Source organism: Streptomyces sp. NPDC007905 (assembly GCF_042959345.1).
Taxonomy (GTDB): domain Bacteria; phylum Actinomycetota; class Actinomycetes; order Streptomycetales; family Streptomycetaceae; genus Streptomyces.
Genome location: NZ_JBIBKS010000015.1, coordinates 19,035 through 41,896, shown reverse-complemented (window position 1 = coordinate 41,896; position 22,862 = coordinate 19,035). Strand labels below are relative to the sequence as shown.

The following is a 22,862-nucleotide window of genomic DNA, read 5'->3' as shown; positions in this document are numbered from 1 at the left end:
CCCCTATGTATCCAGGAAGAAGCAGCCATCGTGTCTGACCCGAACCTGAACGACGCCATCGAGCCTCGCGGGAATGCCGCCGAGACGGTGGACGACGAGCTCGACATCGTCGAGGGCGCGGACGAGCAGGACGAGTTCGAGGCTGCCGAGGCCGAACTGGGGGAGCCGGCCGAGGAGGTCGCTCTTCACGTCGAGGACGAGGAAGGCGAGGACGTCGAGGCCGAGGAGCCCGACACCCTGGCCGCCGAAGCCGTCGAGGAAGAGCCCGCCGAGCCCGTCGACCCGGTCCAGGCCCTGCGCGAGGAACTGCGCTCCCTGCCCGGCGAGTGGTACGTCATCCACACCTACGCCGGCTACGAGAACCGCGTGAAGACCAACCTGGAGCAGCGCGCCGTCTCGCTGAACGTCGAGGACTACATCTTCCAGGCCGAGGTGCCCCAGGAAGAGGTCGTCCAGATCAAGAACGGCGACCGCAAGACGATCAAGCAGAACAAGCTGCCGGGTTACGTCCTGGTCCGCATGGACCTGACCAACGAGTCCTGGGGCGTCGTCCGCAACACCCCGGGCGTCACCGGCTTCGTCGGCAACGCCTACGACCCCTACCCGCTGACCCTGGACGAGATCGTCAAGATGCTCGCCCCGGAGGCCGAGGAGAAGGCCGCCCGCGAGGCCGCCGAGGCCGAGGGCAAGCCCGCCCCGCAGCGCAAGGTCGAGGTCCAGGTGCTGGACTTCGAGGTCGGAGACTCGGTCACCGTCACCGACGGCCCGTTCGCCACGCTGCAGGCGACCATCAACGAGATCAACCCCGACTCGAAGAAGGTCAAGGGCCTGGTGGAGATCTTCGGCCGCGAGACGCCGGTCGAGCTCTCCTTCGACCAGATCCAGAAGAACTAGGTCAACGATCATCCGAGAGAGCCCCTGCCCCGCGGTTTCCGTTGGGCAGGGGCTCTGTCGTGCGTGGCGGGCCGTCACTGGGCCGTCACTGCGCCATCGCTACGCCGGCCTCGTGTGCGCCACCGTGGCCGCGTGGGCACCCGGAGCAGCGTGAGGCATACGGCCGGACCCTTCCGGCGCCGCTGATCCCTTCGAACAGTGTTGCTGCGCGAGCCGACCACGGCATGACAGGCGCGACGGACGCGGGGCGGCCGGGGGCGTCGCCGTGCGCTGTGGCGGCGGCAGGGCGACGGCCGATGCGCGTATGCGAACTCAAGGGCGCGGGGAACTGCGCACGCGTGGGCGACTCAGGGACCGCGAACCGCGCGACCAGCCACGGGCCACCCGCAGCCCGGCGGTGGCCCTTCCCTCCGGCGGTACCGCTCGCTCCGGTCCCTCCCGCAGTACCGCTCGGTCCGGCCCGCCGCAGGCACTCGCAGGCCGTCTGACCTGGACGATTTCCGGTCCCGAGGGGACAGCGGCTATCGTTGTGCGGTATGCCATCTGCGGGATCATGCACTTCCTGGTGCATCCGAATGGCCCAGATGGTAACCAACTCTCAGTAAGGACCCGGAGAGAGCATGCCTCCCAAGAAGAAGAAGGTCACGGGGCTCATCAAGCTCCAGATCAACGCCGGTGCGGCGAACCCGGCCCCGCCGGTCGGCCCCGCGCTCGGTCAGCACGGCGTCAACATCATGGAGTTCTGCAAGGCCTACAACGCCGCGACCGAGTCGCAGCGCGGTTGGGTCATCCCGGTGGAGATCACGGTCTACGAGGACCGTTCCTTCACCTTCGTGACCAAGACGCCGCCGGCCGCGAAGATGATCCTCAAGGCCGCGGGTGTGGAGAAGGGCTCCGGCGAGCCGCACAAGACCAAGGTCGCCAAGATCACCGAGGCGCAGGTCCGCGAGATCGCCCAGACCAAGCTGCCCGACCTGAACGCCAACGACCTGGACGCCGCGTCGAAGATCATCGCCGGCACCGCCCGCTCCATGGGCATCACGGTCGAGGGCTGAACGCCACCCCCAGCAGTCATGCGGCCGTAGAAAGCCGCACGTGGCAGGGCCTGCTCGGCCCGTACCACGACTCCTTTCAGAACACACAGGAGCAGTTGTGAGCAAGCGCAGCAAGGCCCTCCGCGCTGCGGACGCCAAGATCGACCGGGAGAAGCTCTACGCCCCGCTCGAGGCCGTCCGTCTCGCCAAGGAGACCTCCACGACCAAGTTCGACGGCACCGTCGAGGTCGCCTTCCGTCTGGGTGTCGACCCGCGCAAGGCCGACCAGATGGTCCGTGGCACCGTGAACCTTCCGCACGGCACCGGTAAGACCGCCCGGGTCCTGGTCTTCGCGACCGGTGACCGTGCCGAGGCCGCGCGTGCCGCGGGCGCCGACATCGTCGGTGCCGACGAGCTGATCGACGAGGTGTCGAAGGGCCGTCTGGACTTCGACGCCGTCGTCGCCACCCCGGACCTCATGGGCAAGGTCGGCCGCCTCGGCCGCGTCCTCGGCCCGCGCGGTCTGATGCCGAACCCGAAGACCGGCACCGTCACCCCCGACGTGGTCAAGGCCGTCAACGACATCAAGGGCGGCAAGATCGAGTTCCGCGTCGACAAGCACTCGAACCTGCACTTCATCATCGGCAAGACGTCGTTCGACGACAGCAAGCTGGTGGAGAACTACGGCGCCGCGCTGGAGGAGATCCTCCGTCTGAAGCCGTCCGCCGCCAAGGGTCGCTACATCAAGAAGGCCGCCATCACCACCACGATGGGTCCCGGCATCCCGCTCGACCCGAACCGCACCCGCAACCTCCTCGTCGAGGAGGACCCGGCCGCCGTCTGAGCGCCGCGCTCACCCCGGTAGCCGCGTCAGGTACGCGTAAGTGGAGGGCGGGCCCTGCAACCTTCGAGGTGCGGGGCCCGTCCTTTCTTTGTGCGACCTTTCGCACGACTGTCAGTGGCCTGGGTTACGTGCAGGCACAGGACTCGCATAGGGGTGGGACGACATGAAGAGCACGACCGTACGCCGGGTGACCCTGTCCGTCGCGGTGGTGGCCGCGCTGACGGGAGTGGCCGCCTGCGGCTCCGCCGACTCCGGGAAGGGCGACAAGGCGGTCGGCAAGAGCATCACGCACGTCAGACCCCTGGCAGCCCTGCGCTCCGCCGAGAAGTCCACCGACAAGGCCGAGTCCGCCAAGGTCCGCTCCAGCACGTCCGTCGGCGACGCCATGTCGATGACGGCCAACGGCGCCCTCGCCTGGGGCGGCGGCCTCAAGGGCAACCTCACCATCACGTACACCGGCGGCCGGATGGCCGACGCCATGCGCCAGGCCGGCTCCACGTCGATGGAGGCCCGCTATCTGCCGGACGCCTACTACGCGAAGATGAGCGAGAAGTTCGCCCAGCAGTTCGGCAAGCACTGGATCAGGTACGCGTACGACGACCTCGCCAAGCTCGGCGGCAGCTCCGGCGCGTACCTGAAGGACCAGATGCAGAACACCACACCGAACCAGTCGGTGAAGCTGCTGCTGGCCTCCGGCGATGTGAAGAAGGTCGGCGAGGAGAAGGTCTCCGGCGTCAGCGCCACGCACTACTCGGGCACGGTCGACGTGGCCGACCTCGCCGGCAAGAACAGCAACCTCACCGCCGACCAGCTGGCCGGTCTGAAGAAGCAGCTCAGCCAGGCGGGCGTCACCACGGAGACCGTCGACATCTGGGTGAACGACCAGGACCTGCTGGTCAAGAAGGTCGAGAAGGCGGACACCGCGTCCGGCGCCATGACCAGCACGGCCTACTACAGCGACTACGGCGTCAAGGTCTCCGCCGAGGCGCCCCCGGCGGGCGACACCAAGGACTTCAAGGACCTGATGAAGTCCGGCGGCAACGTGTCGAGCGGCAGCGCGACCTCCGTGCCGGGCGGCTCCGGCACCAGTTCCTGAATCCAGCGGAACCCCGGGATCCCCCGAGGCACGCTCGCGATCGCGGCCTGTGCCGACCACGCGCAGCCGTGCGTGTCTTGGGGGAACCGCAGGGAGCGAGCTCGGGGCACGGCCGGCCGGTTCCGCTCCGGCGGCGCGCTGCCGCTTCCCACGGGCCCGGGCCGACGCGCTGCCGCTTCCCACGGCTCGGGCCGTCGACCCACTCCAGGCCCCCGGCAGGCGGGTGCTGAGCGCCGTAGAGCCCGATTTGCTCGACAGCGCCCCGGTCCCGTACTCTCCTACAGAAGCCAAAGACCGCTGGTCGTTGCCACGCGCTCGAACGAGGGTGTGGTGGCCGAAGGATCCGCTGAAAAGTGGACGACCCGCGCAGGTGACTGTGGAAGTACTCCCGGATCACACGCTCAGGCGTGTGCGGCCGGTCGAGTCCGCCCCGTGCGCCTGCGCCGGGGCGTTTCGTTTCCCCAGTCCTCCTTCGGGTCCGCGCGGTCAGAATCACCCGGAAGGAGGCCGAGGCTCTATGGCGAGGCCCGACAAGGCTGCCGCAGTGGCCGAGTTGACGGAGCAGTTCCGCAACTCCAGCGCTGCTGTGCTTACCGAGTACCGCGGTCTCACCGTGGCGCAGCTCAAGACGCTGCGCCGGTCGCTCGGTGAGAACGCCCAGTACGCCGTGGTGAAGAACACGCTGACCAAGATTGCGGCCAACGAGGCCGGGATCACGACGCTGGACGACCTGTTCAACGGTCCGACGGCAGTCGCCTTCGTCACCGGTGACCCGGTGGAGTCGGCGAAGGGTCTCCGTGACTTCGCCAAGGACAACCCGAATCTCGTGATCAAGGGCGGTGTCCTTGAAGGCAAGGCGCTGTCCGCCGACGAGATCAAGAAGCTTGCGGACCTCGAGTCCCGCGAGGTTCTGCTCAGCAAGCTGGCCGGTGCCTTCAAGGCGAAGCAGTCCCAGGCTGCCTCCGTCTTCCAGGCGCTGCCCTCGAAGCTCGTCCGCACCGTGGACGCGCTCCGTGCCAAGCAGGCCGAGCAGGGCGGTGCCGAGTAATTCGGCTCGCTTTCTGATCCTGGCCGCATGACGCGGCGAGGGTCGCAGCGGGCCGACGTACGCCCGCCACATCCAGTACATCCGGCACCTGCCGATTGAGTGGAAGGACCCGCCATCATGGCGAAGCTCACCCAGGACGAGCTGCTTGCCCAGTTCGAGGAGATGACCCTCATCGAGCTCTCCGAGTTCGTGAAGGCCTTCGAGGACAAGTTCGACGTCACCGCTGCCGCTGCCGCCCCGGTCGTCGTGGCCGGCGGTGCCGCCGGTGGCGCTGCCGCCGAGGCCGAGGAGGAGAAGGACGAGTTCGACGTCATCCTCACCGGCGCCGGCGACAAGAAGATCCAGGTCATCAAGGTCGTGCGTGAGCTGACCTCCCTGGGTCTGAAGGAGGCCAAGGACCTCGTCGACGGCACCCCGAAGCCGGTCCTCGAGAAGGTCAACAAGGAGGCCGCTGAGAAGGCCGCCGAGTCCCTCAAGGCCGCGGGTGCCTCCGTCGAGGTCAAGTAAGACCTCGCGGAGTCTCTCCGAGATTCCTTGCGCGCTGAGCGCAGCCTCCTAGGGCTGTAACGCGAACGCACCGAAGAGCGATCATCCATCCGGGTGGTCGCTCTTCGGCGTATCCGGAGGACGGCCTCGGTTGCCTTGCACTCGCGACCGCGAAGGGTATGGTGATCTTCGTCGTGTTTCCGGCCAGTCTCGTTTGGGCTGGGGGGCCTTGACGAACCGCACGCAGCGCGCAATTCTCAGGACGCGTCGTCACAAGGATCCGAATCCGAGGCATGGATCGACGACGAAGAGGGCAGTATCAACGTGCGTTGAGGGCAGGCATGCCGAGGGCGTTGACGAAGGCGTTGAGCACTACGAGGGTCTCGCAAAACCCGGGCTGGACATCAGTGTGCCAAGTGGCTACACTGACCCTTTGCGCTGCCTGTTAGCTGCCCCCTGCCCGTCACCAGGGGTCTGCCCTCACTCGAGCATCGATGACCGAAGCCACTTTGACCTGGGGTTTCTGTCTCCGTGTATGGGAGAGGGACCGGTACGCGCGTAGTGAGTCCGAGCCCTCGGAAGGACCCCCTCTTGGCCGCCTCGCGCACTGCCTCGACCGCGAATACGAACAACGGCGCCAGCACCGCCCCGCTGCGCATTTCCTTTGCAAAGATCAAGGAGCCCCTCGAGGTTCCGAACCTTCTCGCGCTCCAGACCGAGAGCTTCGACTGGCTGCTCGGCAACGACGCGTGGAAGGCTCGCGTCGAGGAGGCTCTTGAGAACGGTCAGGACGTCCCCACCAAGTCCGGTCTGGAGGAGATCTTCGAGGAGATTTCCCCGATCGAGGACTTCTCCGGGTCGATGTCGCTGACGTTCCGGGACCACCGCTTCGAGCCGCCGAAGAACTCCATCGACGAGTGCAAGGAGCGCGACTTCACGTACGCCGCCCCGCTCTTCGTCACCGCCGAGTTCACCAACAACGAGACCGGTGAGATCAAGTCCCAGACCGTCTTCATGGGCGACTTCCCGCTCATGACGAACAAGGGCACTTTCGTCATCAACGGCACCGAGCGTGTCGTGGTGTCCCAGCTGGTCCGTTCCCCCGGTGTCTACTTCGATTCCACCATCGACAAGACGTCCGACAAGGACATTTTCTCCGCCAAGATCATCCCGTCCCGGGGTGCCTGGCTGGAGATGGAGATCGACAAGCGCGACATGGTCGGTGTCCGTATCGACCGCAAGCGCAAGCAGTCGGTCACCGTGCTGCTGAAGGCGCTCGGCTGGACGACCGAGCAGATCCTCGAGGAGTTCGGCGACTACGAGTCGATGCGCGCCACCCTGGAGAAGGACCACACCCAGGGCCAGGACGACGCGCTGCTCGACATCTACCGCAAGCTGCGTCCGGGCGAGCCCCCCACGCGTGAGGCCGCGCAGACGCTCCTTGAGAACCTCTACTTCAACCCGAAGCGCTACGACCTCGCCAAGGTCGGCCGCTACAAGGTCAACAAGAAGCTGGGCGCGGACGCTCCGCTCGACGCGGGCATCCTGACCGTCGAGGACATCATCTCGACGATCAAGTACCTGGTGCAGCTGCACGCCGGCGAGACCGAGACCACCGGTGACAACGGCGACACCATCGTTGTCGAGACGGACGACATCGACCACTTCGGCAACCGCCGCCTGCGCAGCGTCGGCGAGCTGATCCAGAACCAGGTCCGTACGGGTCTCGCCCGTATGGAGCGCGTCGTGCGCGAGCGCATGACCACTCAGGACGTCGAGGCGATCACGCCGCAGACCCTGATCAACATCCGGCCGGTCGTCGCCTCCATCAAGGAGTTCTTCGGCACCAGCCAGCTGTCCCAGTTCATGGACCAGAACAACCCGCTGTCGGGTCTCACCCACAAGCGCCGTCTGTCGGCTCTTGGCCCGGGTGGTCTCTCCCGTGAGCGGGCCGGCTTCGAGGTCCGTGACGTGCACCCGTCGCACTACGGCCGTATGTGCCCGATCGAGACGCCGGAAGGCCCGAACATCGGCCTGATCGGCTCGCTCGCCTCCTACGGCCGGGTCAACGCGTTCGGTTTCGTCGAGACCCCGTACCGCAAGGTCATCGACGGCCAGGTCACCGACGAGGTCGACTACCTGACGGCCGACGAGGAGGACCGCTTCGTCATCGCGCAGGCCAACGCCACGCTGAACGACGATCTCCGGTTCACCGAGGCGCGTGTCCTGGTCCGCCGCCGTGGCGGCGAGGTCGACTACGTCAGCCCCGAGGACGTCGACTACATGGACGTCTCGCCGCGCCAGATGGTGTCGGTCGCGACCGCCATGATCCCCTTCCTCGAGCACGACGACGCCAACCGTGCCCTCATGGGCGCGAACATGATGCGTCAGGCCGTGCCGCTGATCAAGTCCGAGGCGCCGCTCGTCGGCACCGGCATGGAGTACCGCTCCGCGGTCGACGCCGGCGACGTGGTCAAGGCCGAGAAGGCCGGTGTGGTCCAGGAGGTCTCCGCGGACTACATCACCACCGCCAACGACGACGGCACGTACATCACGTACCGCCTGGCCAAGTTCGCCCGTTCCAACCAGGGCACCTCGGTCAACCAGAAGGTCATCGTCAACGAGGGCGACCGGATCATCGAGGGCCAGGTCCTCGCCGACGGCCCGGCCACCCAGAACGGTGAGATGGCCCTCGGCAAGAACCTGCTCGTGGCGTTCATGCCGTGGGAGGGTCACAACTACGAGGACGCGATCATCCTGTCGCAGCGCCTCGTGCAGGACGACGTCCTCTCCTCGATCCACATCGAGGAGCACGAGGTCGACGCCCGTGACACCAAGCTCGGCCCCGAGGAGATCACCCGGGACATCCCGAACGTCTCCGAGGAGGTCCTCGCCGACCTCGACGAGCGCGGCATCATCCGCATCGGTGCCGAGGTCGTCGCCGGTGACATCCTCGTCGGCAAGGTCACGCCCAAGGGTGAGACCGAGCTGACCCCGGAGGAGCGCCTGCTGCGCGCGATCTTCGGTGAGAAGGCCCGTGAGGTTCGTGACACCTCGCTGAAGGTGCCGCACGGCGAGATCGGCAAGATCATCGGTGTGCGCGTCTTCGACCGCGAGGAGGGTGACGAGCTGCCGCCGGGCGTGAACCAGCTGGTCCGCGTCTACGTCGCGCAGAAGCGCAAGATCACCGACGGTGACAAGCTCGCCGGCCGGCACGGCAACAAGGGTGTCATCTCGAAGATCCTGCCGATCGAGGACATGCCGTTCCTGGAGGACGGCACCCCGGTCGACATCATCCTCAACCCGCTGGGTGTGCCGTCCCGAATGAACCCGGGACAGGTCCTGGAGATCCACCTCGGCTGGCTCGCCAGCCGCGGCTGGGACGTCTCCGGCCTCGCGGACGAGTGGGCCCAGCGCCTGCAGGCCATCGGCGCGGACAGCGTCCAGCCCGGCACCAACGTCGCCACCCCGGTGTTCGACGGTGCGCGTGAGGACGAGCTGGCCGGTCTGCTGCAGCACACCATCCCGAACCGGGACGGCGAGCGCATGGTGCTCCCGACCGGTAAGGCGCGGCTGTTCGACGGCCGTAGCGGTGAGCCGTTCCCGGACCCGATCTCGGTCGGCTACATGTACATCCTGAAGCTGCACCACCTGGTCGACGACAAGCTGCACGCCCGCTCGACCGGTCCGTACTCGATGATCACCCAGCAGCCGCTGGGTGGTAAGGCGCAGTTCGGTGGCCAGCGCTTCGGTGAGATGGAGGTGTGGGCCCTCGAGGCCTACGGCGCCGCGTACGCCCTCCAGGAGCTGCTGACCATCAAGTCCGACGACGTCACCGGCCGCGTGAAGGTCTACGAGGCCATCGTCAAGGGCGAGAACATCCCCGAGCCCGGCATCCCCGAGTCCTTCAAGGTGCTGATCAAGGAGATGCAGTCGCTCTGCCTGAACGTGGAGGTGCTGTCCAGCGACGGTATGTCCATCGAAATGCGTGACACCGACGAGGATGTCTTCCGCGCTGCGGAGGAGCTCGGTATCGACCTGTCCCGGCGCGAGCCGAGCAGCGTCGAAGAGGTCTGACGGGAGTCCGGCGGGGCCCTCACCCACAGGGCCCCGCCGACCCCCAGGCCCCCGTATCAGACCAAAGACTTTCGACCCTGAGAGGGATTGACGCATAGTGCTCGACGTCAACTTCTTCGACGAGCTCCGGATCGGCCTGGCCACCGCTGACGACATCCGTCAGTGGAGCCACGGCGAGGTCAAGAAGCCCGAGACCATCAACTACCGCACCCTCAAGCCCGAGAAGGACGGACTCTTCTGCGAGAAGATCTTCGGTCCGACCCGGGACTGGGAGTGCTACTGCGGCAAGTACAAGCGCGTCCGCTTCAAGGGCATCATCTGCGAGCGTTGTGGCGTCGAGGTCACGCGCGCCAAGGTGCGCCGTGAGCGGATGGGCCACATCGAGCTTGCCGCGCCCGTCACGCACATCTGGTACTTCAAGGGTGTCCCGAGCCGCCTGGGCTACCTGCTCGACCTGGCTCCCAAGGACCTCGAGAAGGTCATCTACTTCGCGGCGTACATGATCACGTACGTCGACGAGGAGCGCCGTACCCGCGACCTGCCCTCCCTGGAGGCGCACGTCTCGGTCGAGCGCCAGCAGATCGAGAACCGCCGCGACGCCGACCTGGAGGCCCGCGCCAAGAAGCTCGAGGCCGACCTGGCCGAGCTGGAGGCCGAGGGTGCCAAGGCCGACGTGCGCCGCAAGGTGCGCGAGGGTGCCGAGCGCGAGATGAAGCAGCTGCGCGACCGCGCGCAGCGCGAGATCGACCGCCTCGACGAGGTGTGGACCCGGTTCAAGAACCTCAAGGTCCAGGACCTCGAGGGCGACGAGCTGCTCTACCGTGAGCTGCGGGACCGCTTCGGCACGTACTTCGACGGCTCGATGGGTGCCGCGGCGCTGCAGAAGCGCCTGGAGTCCTTCGACCTCGAGGAGGAGGCCGAGCGCCTCCGCGAGATCATCCGCACCGGCAAGGGCCAGAAGAAGACCCGTGCGCTGAAGCGGCTGAAGGTCGTGTCCGCGTTCCTGCAGACCTCCAACAGCCCCAAGGGCATGGTTCTGGACTGCGTCCCGGTCATCCCGCCGGACCTGCGTCCGATGGTGCAGCTGGACGGTGGCCGCTTCGCGACCTCCGACCTGAACGACCTGTACCGCCGTGTGATCAACCGCAACAACCGCCTGAAGCGCCTTCTCGACCTCGGTGCGCCCGAGATCATCGTGAACAACGAGAAGCGCATGCTCCAGGAGGCCGTCGACGCGCTCTTCGACAACGGCCGTCGTGGTCGCCCGGTCACGGGCCCCGGCAACCGTCCGCTGAAGTCGCTGTCGGACATGCTGAAGGGCAAGCAGGGTCGCTTCCGTCAGAACCTGCTCGGTAAGCGAGTCGACTACTCGGCGCGTTCCGTCATCGTCGTCGGCCCGCAGCTGAAGCTGCACCAGTGCGGTCTGCCCAAGGCCATGGCGCTGGAGCTCTTCAAGCCGTTCGTGATGAAGCGTCTGGTCGACCTGAACCACGCGCAGAACATCAAGAGCGCCAAGCGCATGGTGGAGCGCGGCCGCACCGTCGTGTACGACGTCCTCGAAGAGGTCATCGCCGAGCACCCGGTGCTGCTGAACCGTGCTCCCACCCTGCACCGCCTCGGCATCCAGGCCTTCGAGCCGCAGCTGGTCGAGGGCAAGGCCATCCAGATCCACCCGCTCGTCTGCACCGCGTTCAACGCGGACTTCGACGGTGACCAGATGGCCGTGCACCTGCCGCTGTCCGCGGAGGCGCAGGCCGAGGCCCGCATCCTGATGCTGTCCTCGAACAACATCCTCAAGCCGGCCGACGGCCGTCCGGTGACGATGCCGACCCAGGACATGGTCCTCGGTCTGTTCTTCCTCACCACCGACGGCGAGCTGCGTGACACCAAGGGCGAGGGCCGCGCGTTCGGCTCCACGGCCGAGGCGATCATGGCGTTCGACGCCGGCGAGCTGGCGCTGCAGTCGCAGATCGACATCCGCTTCCCGGTGGGCACCATCCCGCCGCGCGGCTGGATGCCGCCGGCGCGCGAGGAGGGCGAGCCCGAGTGGCAGCAGGGTGACTCGTTCCGGCTGCGTACGACCCTGGGTCGCGCGCTCTTCAACGAGCTGCTGCCCGAGGACTACCCGTTCGTCGACTACTCGGTGGGCAAGAAGCAGCTCTCCGAGATCGTCAACGACCTGGCCGAGCGCTACCCCAAGGTCATCGTGGCGGCGACGCTCGACAACCTGAAGGCGGCCGGCTTCTACTGGGCGACCCGTTCCGGTGTCACCGTGGCCATCTCCGATGTCGTCGTTCCCGAGGCGAAGAAGGAGATCGTCCGCGGCTACGAGGCGCAGGACGAGAAGGTCCAGAAGCAGTACGAGCGCGGTCTGATCACCAAGGAAGAGCGCACGCAGGAGCTCATCGCGATCTGGACCAAGGCGACCAACGAGGTCGCCGAGGCGATGAACGAGAACTTCCCCAAGACCAACCCCATCTTCATGATGGTTGACTCGGGTGCCCGAGGAAACATGATGCAGATGCGGCAGATCGCCGGTATGCGCGGTCTGGTGTCGAACGCGAAGAACGAGACCATCCCGCGTCCGATCAAGGCGTCCTTCCGCGAGGGCCTGTCCGTGCTGGAGTACTTCATCTCCACGCACGGTGCCCGTAAGGGTCTGGCGGACACCGCCCTGCGTACCGCCGACTCGGGTTACCTCACCCGTCGTCTGGTCGACGTCTCGCAGGACGTCATCATCCGCGAGGAGGACTGCGGCACCGACCGCGGCCTCAAGCTCAAGATCGCGGAGCGGGGCGCGGACGGCGTGCTGCGCAAGACGGACGACGTCGAGACGTCCGTGTACGCGCGCTGCCTCGCCGAGGACATCGTGGTCGACGGCCAGGTGCTGGCCCCGGCCGGCACCGACCTGGGCGACGTCCTCATCGAGGAGCTCGTCGGCCGTGGCGTCGAGGAGGTCAAGACCCGCTCGGTCCTGACCTGCGAGTCCGCCGTCGGTACCTGCGCGATGTGCTACGGCCGTTCGCTCGCCACCGGCAAGCTGGTCGACATCGGTGAGGCGGTCGGCATCATCGCCGCCCAGTCCATCGGTGAGCCCGGTACCCAGCTGACGATGCGTACCTTCCACACCGGTGGTGTGGCCGGTGACGACATCACCCAGGGTCTGCCCCGTGTCGTCGAGCTCTTCGAGGCCCGTACCCCGAAGGGTGTCGCCCCGATCTCCGAGGCCTCCGGCCGCGTGCGGATCGAGGAGACCGAGAAGACGAAGAAGATCATCGTCACCCCGGACGACGGCAGCGACGAGACGGCGTACCCGATCTCCAAGCGTGCCAAGGTCCTGGTCCGCGACGGCGACCACGTCGAGGTGGGCCAGCAGCTCACCGTGGGTGCCACCAACCCGCACGACGTGCTGCGCATCCTGGGTCAGCGTGCCGTCCAGGTCCACCTGGTCGGCGAGGTCCAGAAGGTCTACAACTCGCAGGGTGTGTCGATCCACGACAAGCACATCGAGATCATCATCCGGCAGATGCTCCGCCGCGTGACGATCATCGAGTCGGGCGACGCCGAGCTGCTGCCCGGCGAGCTGGTCGAGCGCTCGAAGTTCGAGACCGAGAACCGTCGTGTGGTCCAGGAGGGCGGTCACCCGGCCTCCGGTCGTCCGCAGCTGATGGGTATCACCAAGGCCTCGCTGGCGACGGAATCCTGGCTGTCGGCCGCCTCCTTCCAGGAGACGACCCGAGTCCTGACGGACGCGGCGATCAACGCCAAGTCCGACAGCCTCATCGGCCTCAAGGAGAACGTCATCATCGGTAAGCTCATCCCGGCCGGTACGGGTCTGTCCCGCTACCGCAACATCCGGGTCGAGCCGACCGAGGAGGCCAAGGCCGCGATGTACTCGGCCGTCGGCTACGACGACATCGACTACTCGCCGTTCGGCACCGGCTCCGGCCAGGCCGTTCCGCTGGAGGACTACGACTACGGTCCGTACAACCAGTAAGCGGGCAGCTTGAACCGAAGGGCGGTCACCCCATCCGGGGTGGCCGCCCTTCGGCGTTGCCGGACGCGTCGGGGCCCGGATCGCTACGATGGAGCGGTTCCGTGTGGTTCGGGGGGCAGGTAGACCAATGGGGGCGTGCGGGCGGTGCCACGGCTGCGGGGCCGAGGCGGAGCGGCCGCGGCAGCTGGTGTGTCGATCATGTCTGACACCGCTGTCGTTCACCGGCGACCCGGCGAACGGCGGCGACGCCCGGGGGACGCTCACGGCGCGGGAGCGCCCGGCTCGTGGTCTACGGCTGGAATTCCGGGTGGGAGTGGTACGGGTGCCGGTCGGCGGCCAGGTGCTGCTGGGGCGCCGCACCGAGGGCCGCTCGAAGATCCTCGGCGTGCACCGGAACCTTTCCCGCAGCCATGCCACGGTCGAGGTGGACGAGGACGGAACGGCCTGGGTCCGGGACGAGGGCTCCATGAACGGCACCTTCCTCGACGGCCGGCGCCTCACCCCGCACACCAGGACCGCACTCCGCCCGGGGGTCCTGCTGCGGCTGGCCAGGGACGTCGAGGCGCGGGTCGTACCGGACGGTGATCACTGATGCGGTTACCGGAACCCCTCGGCTCGCGGTACGACGTGCTGGAACAGATCGGCAGCGGCGGAGAGGCCGTTGTCTACCGCGCTCTCGACCGGGAGGGCCGGGAATGCGCGCTGAAGATCTACCACGAGCAGGGTGCGGCCGACCGGCGGGTCTGGGACCGCCTCGAATCGCTCACCCACCGCGCTCTGATGCACATCAAGCCCACCGGCCAGCTGTCGGACGGACGCGACTACGAGGTCATGCCGTACCTCCCCTGGCGCAGCCTCCAGGGCCAGGGCCCGATGCCCCAGAGCGAGCTGTTCGCAGTGGTGTGCGAACTCATCGGCGGCATCAACCAACTGCACACCGTCGACATCGTCCACCGGGACCTGAAACCGTCCAACATCCTCTACGACCCGGCCACCCAGGCCGTGAAGATCACCGACTTCGGCATCAGCCGGGCGCCGCTCCAGCAGACCCGCATCGCCTACACGGTCGGATACGCGCCACCCGAGGCGCACGACCAGATCATCACTCCTGCCTGGGACTGGTGGTCACTGGGGGCCATCGTCTACGAACTGGCCACCGGTGCCGTTCTGTTCGGTGGTCGAAGCCCCACGGAGATCAAGGCGCTGGTGCGCGCCGGCGAGATCACCCACCTGGACAAACTGCCTCCTCGATGGCGAGCGCTGTGCACCGGACTGCTGGTGGCCGACCGCGACCGCCGCTGGGGCAGCAGCGAGACCCTGGCCTGGATGCACGGCGAGGAGGCGCCGGTCCTCAAGCCGGTCGGCGCGGGCCTCCCGGACACGGTCCGCGACCCCGTTTCCGTGCGCCCTGCACCCGTTTCCCCGAAGCCGGTGACGGCCCCGCCGCGGCCGAAGGCCGAGCCGGCCGGGCAGAGCGGGACCGGAGGTTTCGCGTACGAGGGCAAGCGCTACCGGTCCGCGCAGGATCTGGCCGCCACGCTGGCCAGACGGCCCAAACGCGCGGTCGAGGAGTTCTTCGGACTGCCCGCGGCCGACGCCACCGCCCGGTTGCGCGCGCTCGCCACCTGGGCCGGGAAGAGCCTCCCGCCGCACATCGCGTCGGGTACCGAGGAGCCGATCGTCCGGCTCAACCACCTGCTGTACTGGCTGGACCCGATGAGCCCGCCGGTCCTGGAGGCCGGACCGCTCCGGCCGGCCACTCTGGTGCGACTCTGCGCCCGGGCCGGTGAGGCGGTGGCCGATGCCTCCGACCGCCGGGCGATGGCCGTCATCAGGAGCGGCAACCTGCTGGCGCACTGGAAGCACTGTCCCGGTTTCGAGGCGCTCAAGCAGGTCCACCGCGCGTGGCGGTCCGCTCTCGGCGAATGGGAGCGGGCCGTCACCGAGCAGAGCCCTCACGTGCGGCGACTGCTCGAACCCTCGCAGTCCGTCGTCGAGGCGCTGATGCTGCTGGCCCTGCTGCCCTATCCCGGCGCCGAGACCGCCGTGCGGCAACGGGCACAGTCGCAGTCCGCTCCGGCCGGGACGGCAGTGCCCTGGTACGACGCCCTTGTCCTGCGGTTCGGCGGACGCGACAGTGCGATGGGCATGGTCGTACGGGCCGTCTGCGGGCCCGTGGCGCTGGCGGCCGCCCACGAGAACGCCCTCGCGGAGAAGGCAGCAGCCGTCGAGCCGGAGCCGAAGGCACAGCCGCACACGCAACCGAAAGCACAGCCGAAGGCGCAGACCCAGCCCGTCTCCGTGCCGTTCCTGGACTTCCACGGACGGCACCGAACCGGCGCGGAACTGGCCCGGGCTTTGCGGACGCACCACGACGAGGCCATGCGCGTCTTCCTCCGCGCGCCCGGTGCGCCGCGCGCGGGGGAGCTGGCGGCGTGGCTGCGCACCCTGAAGGAGAGTCCCAAGGGCCGCGTCGATTCGCTCGACAGCCTCCGGCAAAGGCTCACCGGCGGAGCCGCTACGGACGTGAAGCTGCTGTACCTGCTGCGCTGGCTCGACCCGGGCGGTGCCGCCCTGTATGGCGGCCGCAACGTCACCGTGCAGGGCGTGATCGACGCATGTGTGCCCGTACTGGACAGGAAGGGCGAGACCAAAGCCCACCCCTTCGTACGGGCGCTCGCCGCGCCCTTGGCCCTGGACGCCTTGGGAGGGTTCCCCGCCCTCGCCGCCCTGGGCCCCGCGGGAGAGAAGCAGGTGAAGTTCCAGCGAACGCTGTGGCGCGTCCTGGGGCGTCACGGGGTGACTCCGGTCGAGCGCACCGACCAGGTGTTCGCGGCGGGACTGCTGCTCGGTCTGGACACCGATCACGCCTGGCGGAGACTGAGCGAGGCGGCCGGCAAGGAGGTCGCGAAGCCGGGACCGAGGAGTGCGTGGTTCGCGCCGGTCCTGGCCGATCTGGGCGGGCATGGCAGCAGGCAGGGCGCGGCGGTGGAAGCGGCCCTCCTCCCGTTGGCCCGCCGACAGGCCGCCGCCCAGGCCAAGGCGGCCGACGCCAAGAAGTCGAAATCGGCACAGACTGCCAAGACGGCTCAGCCGACCAAGGCAGCGCAGGCAGCCAAGACAGCGAAGACCGCCAAGAGCGCCGCGCAGCCGAAGCCCGCGCCATCGAAGCCCGCGCCATCGAAGCCCGCGCCATCGAAGCCCGCGCCATCGAAGCCCGCGCCATCGAAGCCCGCGCCATCGAAGCCCGCGCCATCGAAATCGAAGTCCACCCAGTCGAAGTCCACCCAGTCGAAGTCCACCCAGTCGAGGCCGGCCCAGCCGAAGGCCCCCCAGCCGAAGACGAAGAAGACACCGGTCAAGGCCACGCAGACCAAGACGCAGACCAAGAAGCCTCAGGCCGCCCCGAACGCGCAGAAGAAGCCCCCGAAAGTGTCGTACAGCAGGTGGAGCCGAACTCAGGTACCAAACTGGCCAAGTTCAAGAACTGGTTGAAGGGCCTCCCTTCGTGACACCGTTCAGGGCCCCGGGGGAACCCGGTGCGCCGACACCACGCGGGCGAGGGGGTGCCCTTCCCCCAGGGCGGCCCCGACCCGCCGCCGGAGCCGATCCAGCCGCTGGGCCGCCTGGATCCGCCGCCCTCGTCCCTCCAGCGCGCGCACCCGCCCGTACAGGGCCGCGAAGAGCGCCGCGTGATCCTGCGCCCGCCCCCCTTCGGCGGTGATGTCCAGCGCGAGGTCGCGGAACGCCTCGTCTGCCTGTTCCCAGCAGCCGAGCTGCAACAACCCCTCCGCCTTCTCGAGGCGTGGCCAGTACTTCTCGGTGAGACGGTCGGACCGCGGACCGGGTCCTCCCGTCGGTACGTCCCGCTCGTCGACGCTCAGGGCCGGTGCCGGTGCCGGTGCCGGTGCCGGTGCCGGTGCGGACGCGTGCAGCTCCCTTACCGCATCCCGCACAGGACCGTGGACCGGGAGCCGCGCGAGACCCTGCAGCGCGGCGAGCACCTCCGGCAACTGCGGGCGTCCCACCGGCTCCCGCGTCATCATGGCGGCGAGCAGGTCACTGAGCGGGGCGGGGACGTCCGGCCGCCAGTAGGACACGGGCGGCGGGGTCTCGTCGAGCACGCGCACCCGGGCCCGCGCGGCGTTCTCGGCGGCGAACGGAGACCCGCCCGCGAGCAGCGCGTACAACGTCACTCCCAGGGAGAAGACGTCGGAGCGGGGGTCTCCGGGCCGGCAGGCCGCCTGCTCGGGGGACATGTATCCGGGGGAGCCCAGTACGCCCTCGCCCACTGTGGTGAGCTGCGCGGACTGTGGAGTCGGCCGCGTCACCAGACCGAAGTCGCAGATCTTGATCAGGCCGGTTCCGCTGACCAGCAGGTTGGACGGCTTGATGTCCCGGTGCGACACGCCCGCCCGGTGCGCGGCGAGCAGCCCGGTCGCCGCCTGCGCCCCCCAGGCCGCCACCTCTGCCGCCTCGGGCCGTACCGGGGCCGCCATGCGCGCGGCCAAGGACGACCCGGTCACGTACTCCATGACCAGCAGAGGTGCCCTGTCGTGTTCTCCCCGGTCGTACACCGTCACGATGTGGTCGTGCTGGAGATCGGCGAGGATCTCCGCCTCGCGGTCGAAGCGCTTCGCCATCATCCAGCGGTGTGCGGTGGGTTCGCCGGGGGCCGTGCGCAGGGCCTTGACCGCGACGAGCCGGCGCGTGCCCAGCCGGGTGTCCCGGCCCCGGTAGACCGTCCCCTGGCCGCCGTGCCCCAGTTCCCGTTCGATCTCGTACCGGCCGAGGACCAGCGTTCCCGATCTCATCGTCGCCGCCGCTTCCGGCCTGCCCCGGGCTGCTTGCCCCGGCCGCCACCGGACCGGGGCGGGGGCGGCGCCAGCATGGTCCGCTGCTGAGCCTCCCCCGTGTTCCCGGGCAGCGGGCGGTGTGCCGGCTCGCCCTCGGCCCGTTCCTCGTAGAAGAACGACCGTCCGCTGACCTCCAGTCGCACCGTGTCGTGCAACAGCACGGCGTCCCGGCGGCCGACGGCCCGGAAACCGCCGGTCGGGACCCGGTGCGTCCGGCCGTCCGGCAGCCGGATCCGGGTGCCGTTGGTGCTGGTGTCGCTGACCAGGAGGCGTGTCCCGGAGACTCGCAGCAGCGCGTGGTCGCGGCTGATCCAGGAGCGGGCCGGGGACCGCTCGGGCAGCCAGGGCAGCAGCCGCTCGCCCGGTTCCGCGCGCGGATGACGTCCGACCGCCAGGTCCTGGCCCTCGGTGACGAGGAACCGGTGCCGTACCGTGCCGTCCACCCGGACCTTCAGCTGCATCTGGCGGGGCCGGCGTCCGAGATCGGTCAGCTCCGTCAGGTGCTCGGGGCACACCACCCGCCCGCCCCGGCCCTGCCGTTTGGGCAGCGTCCCCGGTGCCGCGGGACCGAACGCCGGGCAGTCCGGTTCCGGGCAGCGCCACCTGCGCAGCAGCAGCTCCGTGCGGGGACCGGTGCCGTCCCGGCGGTCGTACAGGCCGGCCGCCATCAGGGCGCTCTCCTCCTCCTTGCGGGACATCTGCCAGTCCTCCGGCTCCGGCATGATCCGGCGCCGGACCGAGACGGTGCCGCCGGGACCGGGGAACGGCTCCACGAACCGGTCGCGGTTGCCGTACAGCCAGGGGTGGCGGCGGTGGAAGTCGACGAAGCCGTCGTACGTGACGACCTGCGCCGTCGTCGCCTCGGCGGCCTGGATGATCGGGTGGTCGGCCACGTCCCACACGGCCAGTAGCCCGGCCCGGTGCCACCCGGTGAGGGTCTGCCGCTCCTCGCGCGTCAGCCGCCCGTCGGTGAGCAGCGAGCGGTCGCATACGGCGTACACCTGTGCGGTGTCGTCCCCGGCGAACGCGGCGAGCCCGTCGAGCAGCGCGAGGAACCGGCCGAGATCCGCGCCCCGGTTCCCGCCGAGCGTCGTCTCTCGTACGACGTTGGCGACATCCACGACGAAATCGGCTAATGCGGCGTCTGGTGTCAGTCTGGGGTGTAAACGCATGGCCGGAGGTTACCCGGGGCTCTTCCGGGTCACGGTGGGTTGCGAAAACCGGTGCACGCGCATATGAACCCTCTTTATTTTGACCGAGCTCGACTGGGTAGGTACGCTCAGACCTTGTGCCTGGGGTGTGCCCTGGCTCTCGTGCGTGCCTTCAACCGCATGGCGAGCCGTCACCGGCCACCGAAATCTGCGCCCTTTTCGCCTGGCGGCGAAGGTCTGCGGGATTCGACACACCCGACCGCGTGGGTCGGAGAAGTTCCAGGTTAGCTTTACTCGGCACACAGAAACCGGAGAAGTAGTGCCTACGATCCAGCAGCTGGTCCGCAAGGGCCGGCAGGACAAGGTCGAGAAGAACAAGACGCCCGCACTCGAGGGTTCCCCTCAGCGTCGCGGCGTCTGCACGCGTGTGTTCACGACCACCCCGAAGAAGCCGAACTCGGCCCTGCGTAAGGTCGCGCGTGTGCGTCTGACCAGCGGGATCGAGGTCACCGCTTACATTCCGGGTGAGGGACACAACCTGCAGGAGCACTCCATCGTGCTCGTGCGCGGCGGCCGTGTGAAGGACCTGCCGGGTGTTCGCTACAAGATCATCCGCGGCTCGCTCGACACCCAGGGTGTCAAGAACCGCAAGCAGGCTCGCAGCCGTTACGGCGCCAAGAAGGAGAAGTAAGAATGCCTCGTAAGGGCCCCGCCCCGAAGCGCCCGGTCATCATCGACCCGGTCTACGGTTCTCCTCTGGTGACCTCCCTGATCAACAAGGTGCTGCTGAACGGCAAGCGCTCCACCGCCGAGCGCATCGTCTACGGCGCCATGGAGGGTCTGCGTGAGAAGACGGGCAACGACCCGATCATCACGCTGAAGCGCGCGCTGGAGAACATCAAGCCGACCCTCGAGGTCAAGTCCCGCCGTGTCGGTGGTGCGACGTACCAGGTTCCGATCGAGGTCAAGCCCGGTCGTGCCAACACGCTCGCGCTGCGCTGGCTGGTCGGTTACTCCCGCGCCCGCCGCGAGAAGACCATGACCGAGCGGCTGCTCAACGAGCTTCTCGACGCCTCCAACGGCCTCGGTGCCGCTGTGAAGAAGCGCGAGGACACGCACAAGATGGCCGAGTCCAACAAGGCCTTCGCGCACTACCGCTGGTAGTCGCTACCCACATCGAGACCGAGAGAAGACTGAAGCCTTATGGCTACCACTTCACTTGACCTGGCCAAGGTCCGCAACATCGGGATCATGGCCCACATCGACGCGGGCAAGACGACCACCACCGAGCGGATCCTGTTCTACACCGGTGTGTCTTACAAGATCGGTGAGGTCCACGACGGCGCTGCCACCATGGACTGGATGGAGCAGGAGCAGGAGCGTGGCATCACGATCACCTCTGCTGCCACCACCTGTCACTGGCCGCTCGAAGACGTCGACCACACGATCAACATCATCGACACGCCGGGCCACGTCGACTTCACCGTCGAGGTGGAGCGTTCCCTGCGCGTGCTCGACGGTGCCGTGACGGTGTTCGACGGCGTCGCCGGCGTCGAGCCCCAGTCCGAGACGGTGTGGCGTCAGGCGGACCGCTACGGCGTTCCGCGTATCTGCTTCGTCAACAAGCTCGACCGGACCGGTGCCGAGTTCCACCGCTGCGTCGACATGATCAGCGACCGCCTGGGCGCGCAGCCGATCGTCATGCAGCTCCCGATCGGTGCCGAGGCCGACTTCAAGGGCGTCGTGGACCTGGTCCGCATGAAGGCGCTCGTGTGGTCCGCCGAGGCCACCAAGGGTGAGATGTACGACGTCGTCGACATCCCGGACACGCACACCGAGGCTGCCGAGGAGTACCGCGGCAAGCTGCTCGAGGCCGTGGCCGAGAACGACGAAGAGATCATGGAGCTGTACCTGGAGGGCCAGGAGCCCACCGAGGAGCAGCTGTACGCCGCGATCCGTCGCATCACCATCGCGTCCGGCAAGTCCAAGGACACCACGGTCACCCCGGTGTTCTGCGGTACCGCGTTCAAGAACAAGGGTGTCCAGCCCCTGCTCGACGCGGTCGTGCGCTACCTCCCCTCCCCCCTGGACGTCGAGGCCATCGAGGGCCACGACGTGAAGGACCCGGAGGTCGTGGTCAAGCGCAAGCCGTCCGACGACGAGCCGCTGTCCGCGCTGGCGTTCAAGATCATGAGCGACCCGCACCTCGGCAAGCTCACCTTCGTCCGGGTCTACTCGGGCCGCCTGGAGTCCGGCACCTCGGTGCTGAACTCCGTCAAGGGCAAGAAGGAGCGCATCGGCAAGATCTACCGCATGCACGCGAACAAGCGTGAGGAGATCGACTCGGTGGGCGCCGGCGACATCATCGCCGTCATGGGTCTGAAGCAGACCACGACCGGTGAGACGCTGTGCGACGACAAGCAGCCGGTGATCCTGGAGTCCATGGACTTCCCGGCGCCGGTCATCCAGGTCGCCATCGAGCCCAAGTCGAAGGGCGACCAGGAGAAGCTGGGCGTCGCGATCCAGCGCCTGGCCGAGGAGGACCCGTCCTTCCAGGTCCACTCGGACGAGGAGACCGGCCAGACCATCATCGGTGGTATGGGCGAGCTGCACCTCGAGGTGCTGGTCGACCGTATGCGCCGTGAGTTCAAGGTCGAGGCCAACGTCGGCAAGCCGCAGGTGGCGTACCGCGAGACGATCCGCAAGGCCGTCGAGCGCGTCGACTACACCCACAAGAAGCAGACCGGTGGTACCGGTCAGTTCGCGAAGGTGCAGATCGGCATCGAGCCGCTCGAGGGTGGCGACACCTCGTACGAGTTCGTGAACAAGGTGACCGGTGGTCGTATCCCGAAGGAGTACATCCCTTCGGTCGACGCCGGTGCGCAGGAGGCCATGCAGTTCGGCATCCTCGCCGGTTACGAGATGACCGGTGTCCGCGTGATCCTGCACGACGGTGCCTACCACGAGGTCGACTCCTCCGAGCTCGCCTTCAAGATCGCCGGTTCGCAGGCCTTCAAGGAGGCCGCGCGCAAGGCTTCGCCCGTGCTCCTTGAGCCGATGATGGCCGTCGAGGTCACCACGCCCGAGGACTACATGGGTGAGGTCATCGGCGACATCAACTCCCGCCGTGGCCAGATCCAGGCCATGGAGGAGCGGGCTGGTGCCCGCGTCGTCAAGGGCCTCGTGCCCCTGTCGGAGATGTTCGGCTACGTCGGCGACCTCCGCAGCAAGACGTCGGGTCGCGCAAGCTACTCGATGCAGTTCGACTCCTACGCCGAGGTTCCGCGGAACGTCGCCGAGGAGATCATCGCGAAGGCCAAGGGCGAGTAACGCACCGCGTTAACACGCCGTAGGCTTGACTCCGGAGCCTCCAGGGGCA

At 68.0% G+C, this 22,862-nt stretch carries 15 protein-coding genes; 13 read left to right on the top strand and 2 right to left on the bottom strand.

What is annotated here, in order from left to right; all coding sequences use genetic code 11:
• Positions 1-30 precede the first annotated feature (30 nt).
• The 10 genes from nusG (at position 31) to ACFZDC_RS25520 (ending at position 16,971) form a co-directional block, all read left to right on the top strand.
• The gene (gene nusG / locus ACFZDC_RS25565) at positions 31-894 is read left to right on the top strand and encodes a transcription termination/antitermination protein NusG (protein WP_391327395.1); all 864 of its coding nucleotides are present in this window, start codon (positions 31-33) and stop codon (positions 892-894) included.
• Positions 895-1,514: 620 nt separating this feature from the next.
• Positions 1,515-1,949, top strand: coding sequence for a 50S ribosomal protein L11 (gene rplK / locus ACFZDC_RS25560; protein ID WP_037858373.1), 435 nt, complete (start codon positions 1,515-1,517; stop codon positions 1,947-1,949).
• A gap of 97 nt (positions 1,950-2,046) precedes the next feature.
• On the top strand, positions 2,047-2,772 hold the full coding sequence (gene rplA / locus ACFZDC_RS25555) for a 50S ribosomal protein L1 (RefSeq protein ID WP_391327393.1): 726 nt from the start codon (positions 2,047-2,049) through the stop codon (positions 2,770-2,772).
• A gap of 163 nt (positions 2,773-2,935) precedes the next feature.
• A complete protein-coding gene (locus ACFZDC_RS25550; RefSeq protein WP_391327391.1) occupies positions 2,936-3,868 on the top strand; it encodes a hypothetical protein in 933 nt (310 codons plus the stop codon).
• A 517-nt stretch (positions 3,869-4,385) separates the two neighbouring features.
• Positions 4,386-4,916, top strand: a complete 531-nt coding sequence (gene rplJ / locus ACFZDC_RS25545; RefSeq protein ID WP_391327389.1) for a 50S ribosomal protein L10 — start codon at positions 4,386-4,388, stop codon at positions 4,914-4,916.
• Between the two features lie 117 nt (positions 4,917-5,033).
• The gene (gene rplL, locus ACFZDC_RS25540; RefSeq protein WP_391327387.1) at positions 5,034-5,423 is read left to right on the top strand and encodes a 50S ribosomal protein L7/L12; all 390 of its coding nucleotides are present in this window, start codon (positions 5,034-5,036) and stop codon (positions 5,421-5,423) included.
• 570 nt (positions 5,424-5,993) lie between these two features.
• On the top strand, positions 5,994-9,479 hold the full coding sequence (gene rpoB / locus ACFZDC_RS25535; protein WP_391327385.1) for a DNA-directed RNA polymerase subunit beta: 3,486 nt from the start codon (positions 5,994-5,996) through the stop codon (positions 9,477-9,479).
• Positions 9,480-9,576: 97 nt separating this feature from the next.
• Positions 9,577-13,476 (top strand): DNA-directed RNA polymerase subunit beta', encoded by a 3,900-nt coding sequence (locus ACFZDC_RS25530; protein ID WP_391327383.1) that lies wholly within the window; start codon positions 9,577-9,579, stop codon positions 13,474-13,476.
• A gap of 307 nt (positions 13,477-13,783) precedes the next feature.
• Positions 13,784-14,068 (top strand): FHA domain-containing protein, encoded by a 285-nt coding sequence (locus ACFZDC_RS25525; RefSeq protein ID WP_391327382.1) that lies wholly within the window; start codon positions 13,784-13,786, stop codon positions 14,066-14,068.
• The gene (locus ACFZDC_RS25520; RefSeq protein WP_391327380.1) at positions 14,068-16,971 is read left to right on the top strand and encodes a protein kinase; all 2,904 of its coding nucleotides are present in this window, start codon (positions 14,068-14,070) and stop codon (positions 16,969-16,971) included. Before ACFZDC_RS25525 ends, ACFZDC_RS25520 begins: the two co-directional genes overlap by 1 nt.
• A gap of 23 nt (positions 16,972-16,994) precedes the next feature.
• Here the strand turns inward: ACFZDC_RS25520 and ACFZDC_RS25515 are convergent, their stop codons facing one another.
• Entirely contained in the window at positions 16,995-18,290 is a 1,296-nt protein-coding gene (locus tag ACFZDC_RS25515) for a protein kinase (protein ID WP_391327378.1), read from the bottom strand.
• Positions 18,287-19,453 carry a hypothetical protein gene (locus ACFZDC_RS25510; RefSeq protein ID WP_391327376.1) on the bottom strand — a complete coding sequence of 389 codons (1,167 nt, stop codon included), beginning with the start codon at positions 19,451-19,453 and terminating at the stop codon, positions 18,287-18,289. The genes ACFZDC_RS25515 and ACFZDC_RS25510 overlap by 4 nt, the downstream gene beginning before the upstream one ends.
• Positions 19,454-19,802: 349 nt before the next feature.
• On the opposite strand from ACFZDC_RS25510, the gene rpsL reads away from it, so the two are divergent.
• From rpsL to fusA, 3 genes are read left to right on the top strand one after another with little or no spacing between them, the layout of a single operon-like run.
• Positions 19,803-20,174 carry a 30S ribosomal protein S12 gene (gene rpsL, locus ACFZDC_RS25505; protein ID WP_003948652.1) on the top strand — a complete coding sequence of 124 codons (372 nt, stop codon included), beginning with the start codon at positions 19,803-19,805 and terminating at the stop codon, positions 20,172-20,174.
• Between the two features lie 2 nt (positions 20,175-20,176).
• On the top strand, positions 20,177-20,647 hold the full coding sequence (gene rpsG / locus ACFZDC_RS25500) for a 30S ribosomal protein S7 (protein WP_003992340.1): 471 nt from the start codon (positions 20,177-20,179) through the stop codon (positions 20,645-20,647).
• A gap of 39 nt (positions 20,648-20,686) precedes the next feature.
• The gene (fusA, locus tag ACFZDC_RS25495; RefSeq protein WP_391327374.1) at positions 20,687-22,813 is read left to right on the top strand and encodes an elongation factor G; all 2,127 of its coding nucleotides are present in this window, start codon (positions 20,687-20,689) and stop codon (positions 22,811-22,813) included.
• Positions 22,814-22,862 lie beyond the last annotated feature (49 nt).

Coding starts and splice junctions, on each gene's coding strand:
- rplK (WP_037858373.1), top strand. CDS start 1,515: ATGCCTCCCAAGAAGAAGAAGGTCACGGGGCTCATCAAGCTCCAGATC.
- ACFZDC_RS25550 (WP_391327391.1), top strand. CDS start 2,936: ATGAAGAGCACGACCGTACGCCGGGTGACCCTGTCCGTCGCGGTGGTG.
- rplJ (WP_391327389.1), top strand. CDS start 4,386: ATGGCGAGGCCCGACAAGGCTGCCGCAGTGGCCGAGTTGACGGAGCAG.
- rplL (WP_391327387.1), top strand. CDS start 5,034: ATGGCGAAGCTCACCCAGGACGAGCTGCTTGCCCAGTTCGAGGAGATG.
- ACFZDC_RS25520 (WP_391327380.1), top strand. CDS start 14,068: ATGCGGTTACCGGAACCCCTCGGCTCGCGGTACGACGTGCTGGAACAG.
- ACFZDC_RS25515 (WP_391327378.1), bottom strand. CDS start 18,290: ATGAGATCGGGAACGCTGGTCCTCGGCCGGTACGAGATCGAACGGGAA.
- rpsG (WP_003992340.1), top strand. CDS start 20,177: ATGCCTCGTAAGGGCCCCGCCCCGAAGCGCCCGGTCATCATCGACCCG.
- fusA (WP_391327374.1), top strand. CDS start 20,687: ATGGCTACCACTTCACTTGACCTGGCCAAGGTCCGCAACATCGGGATC.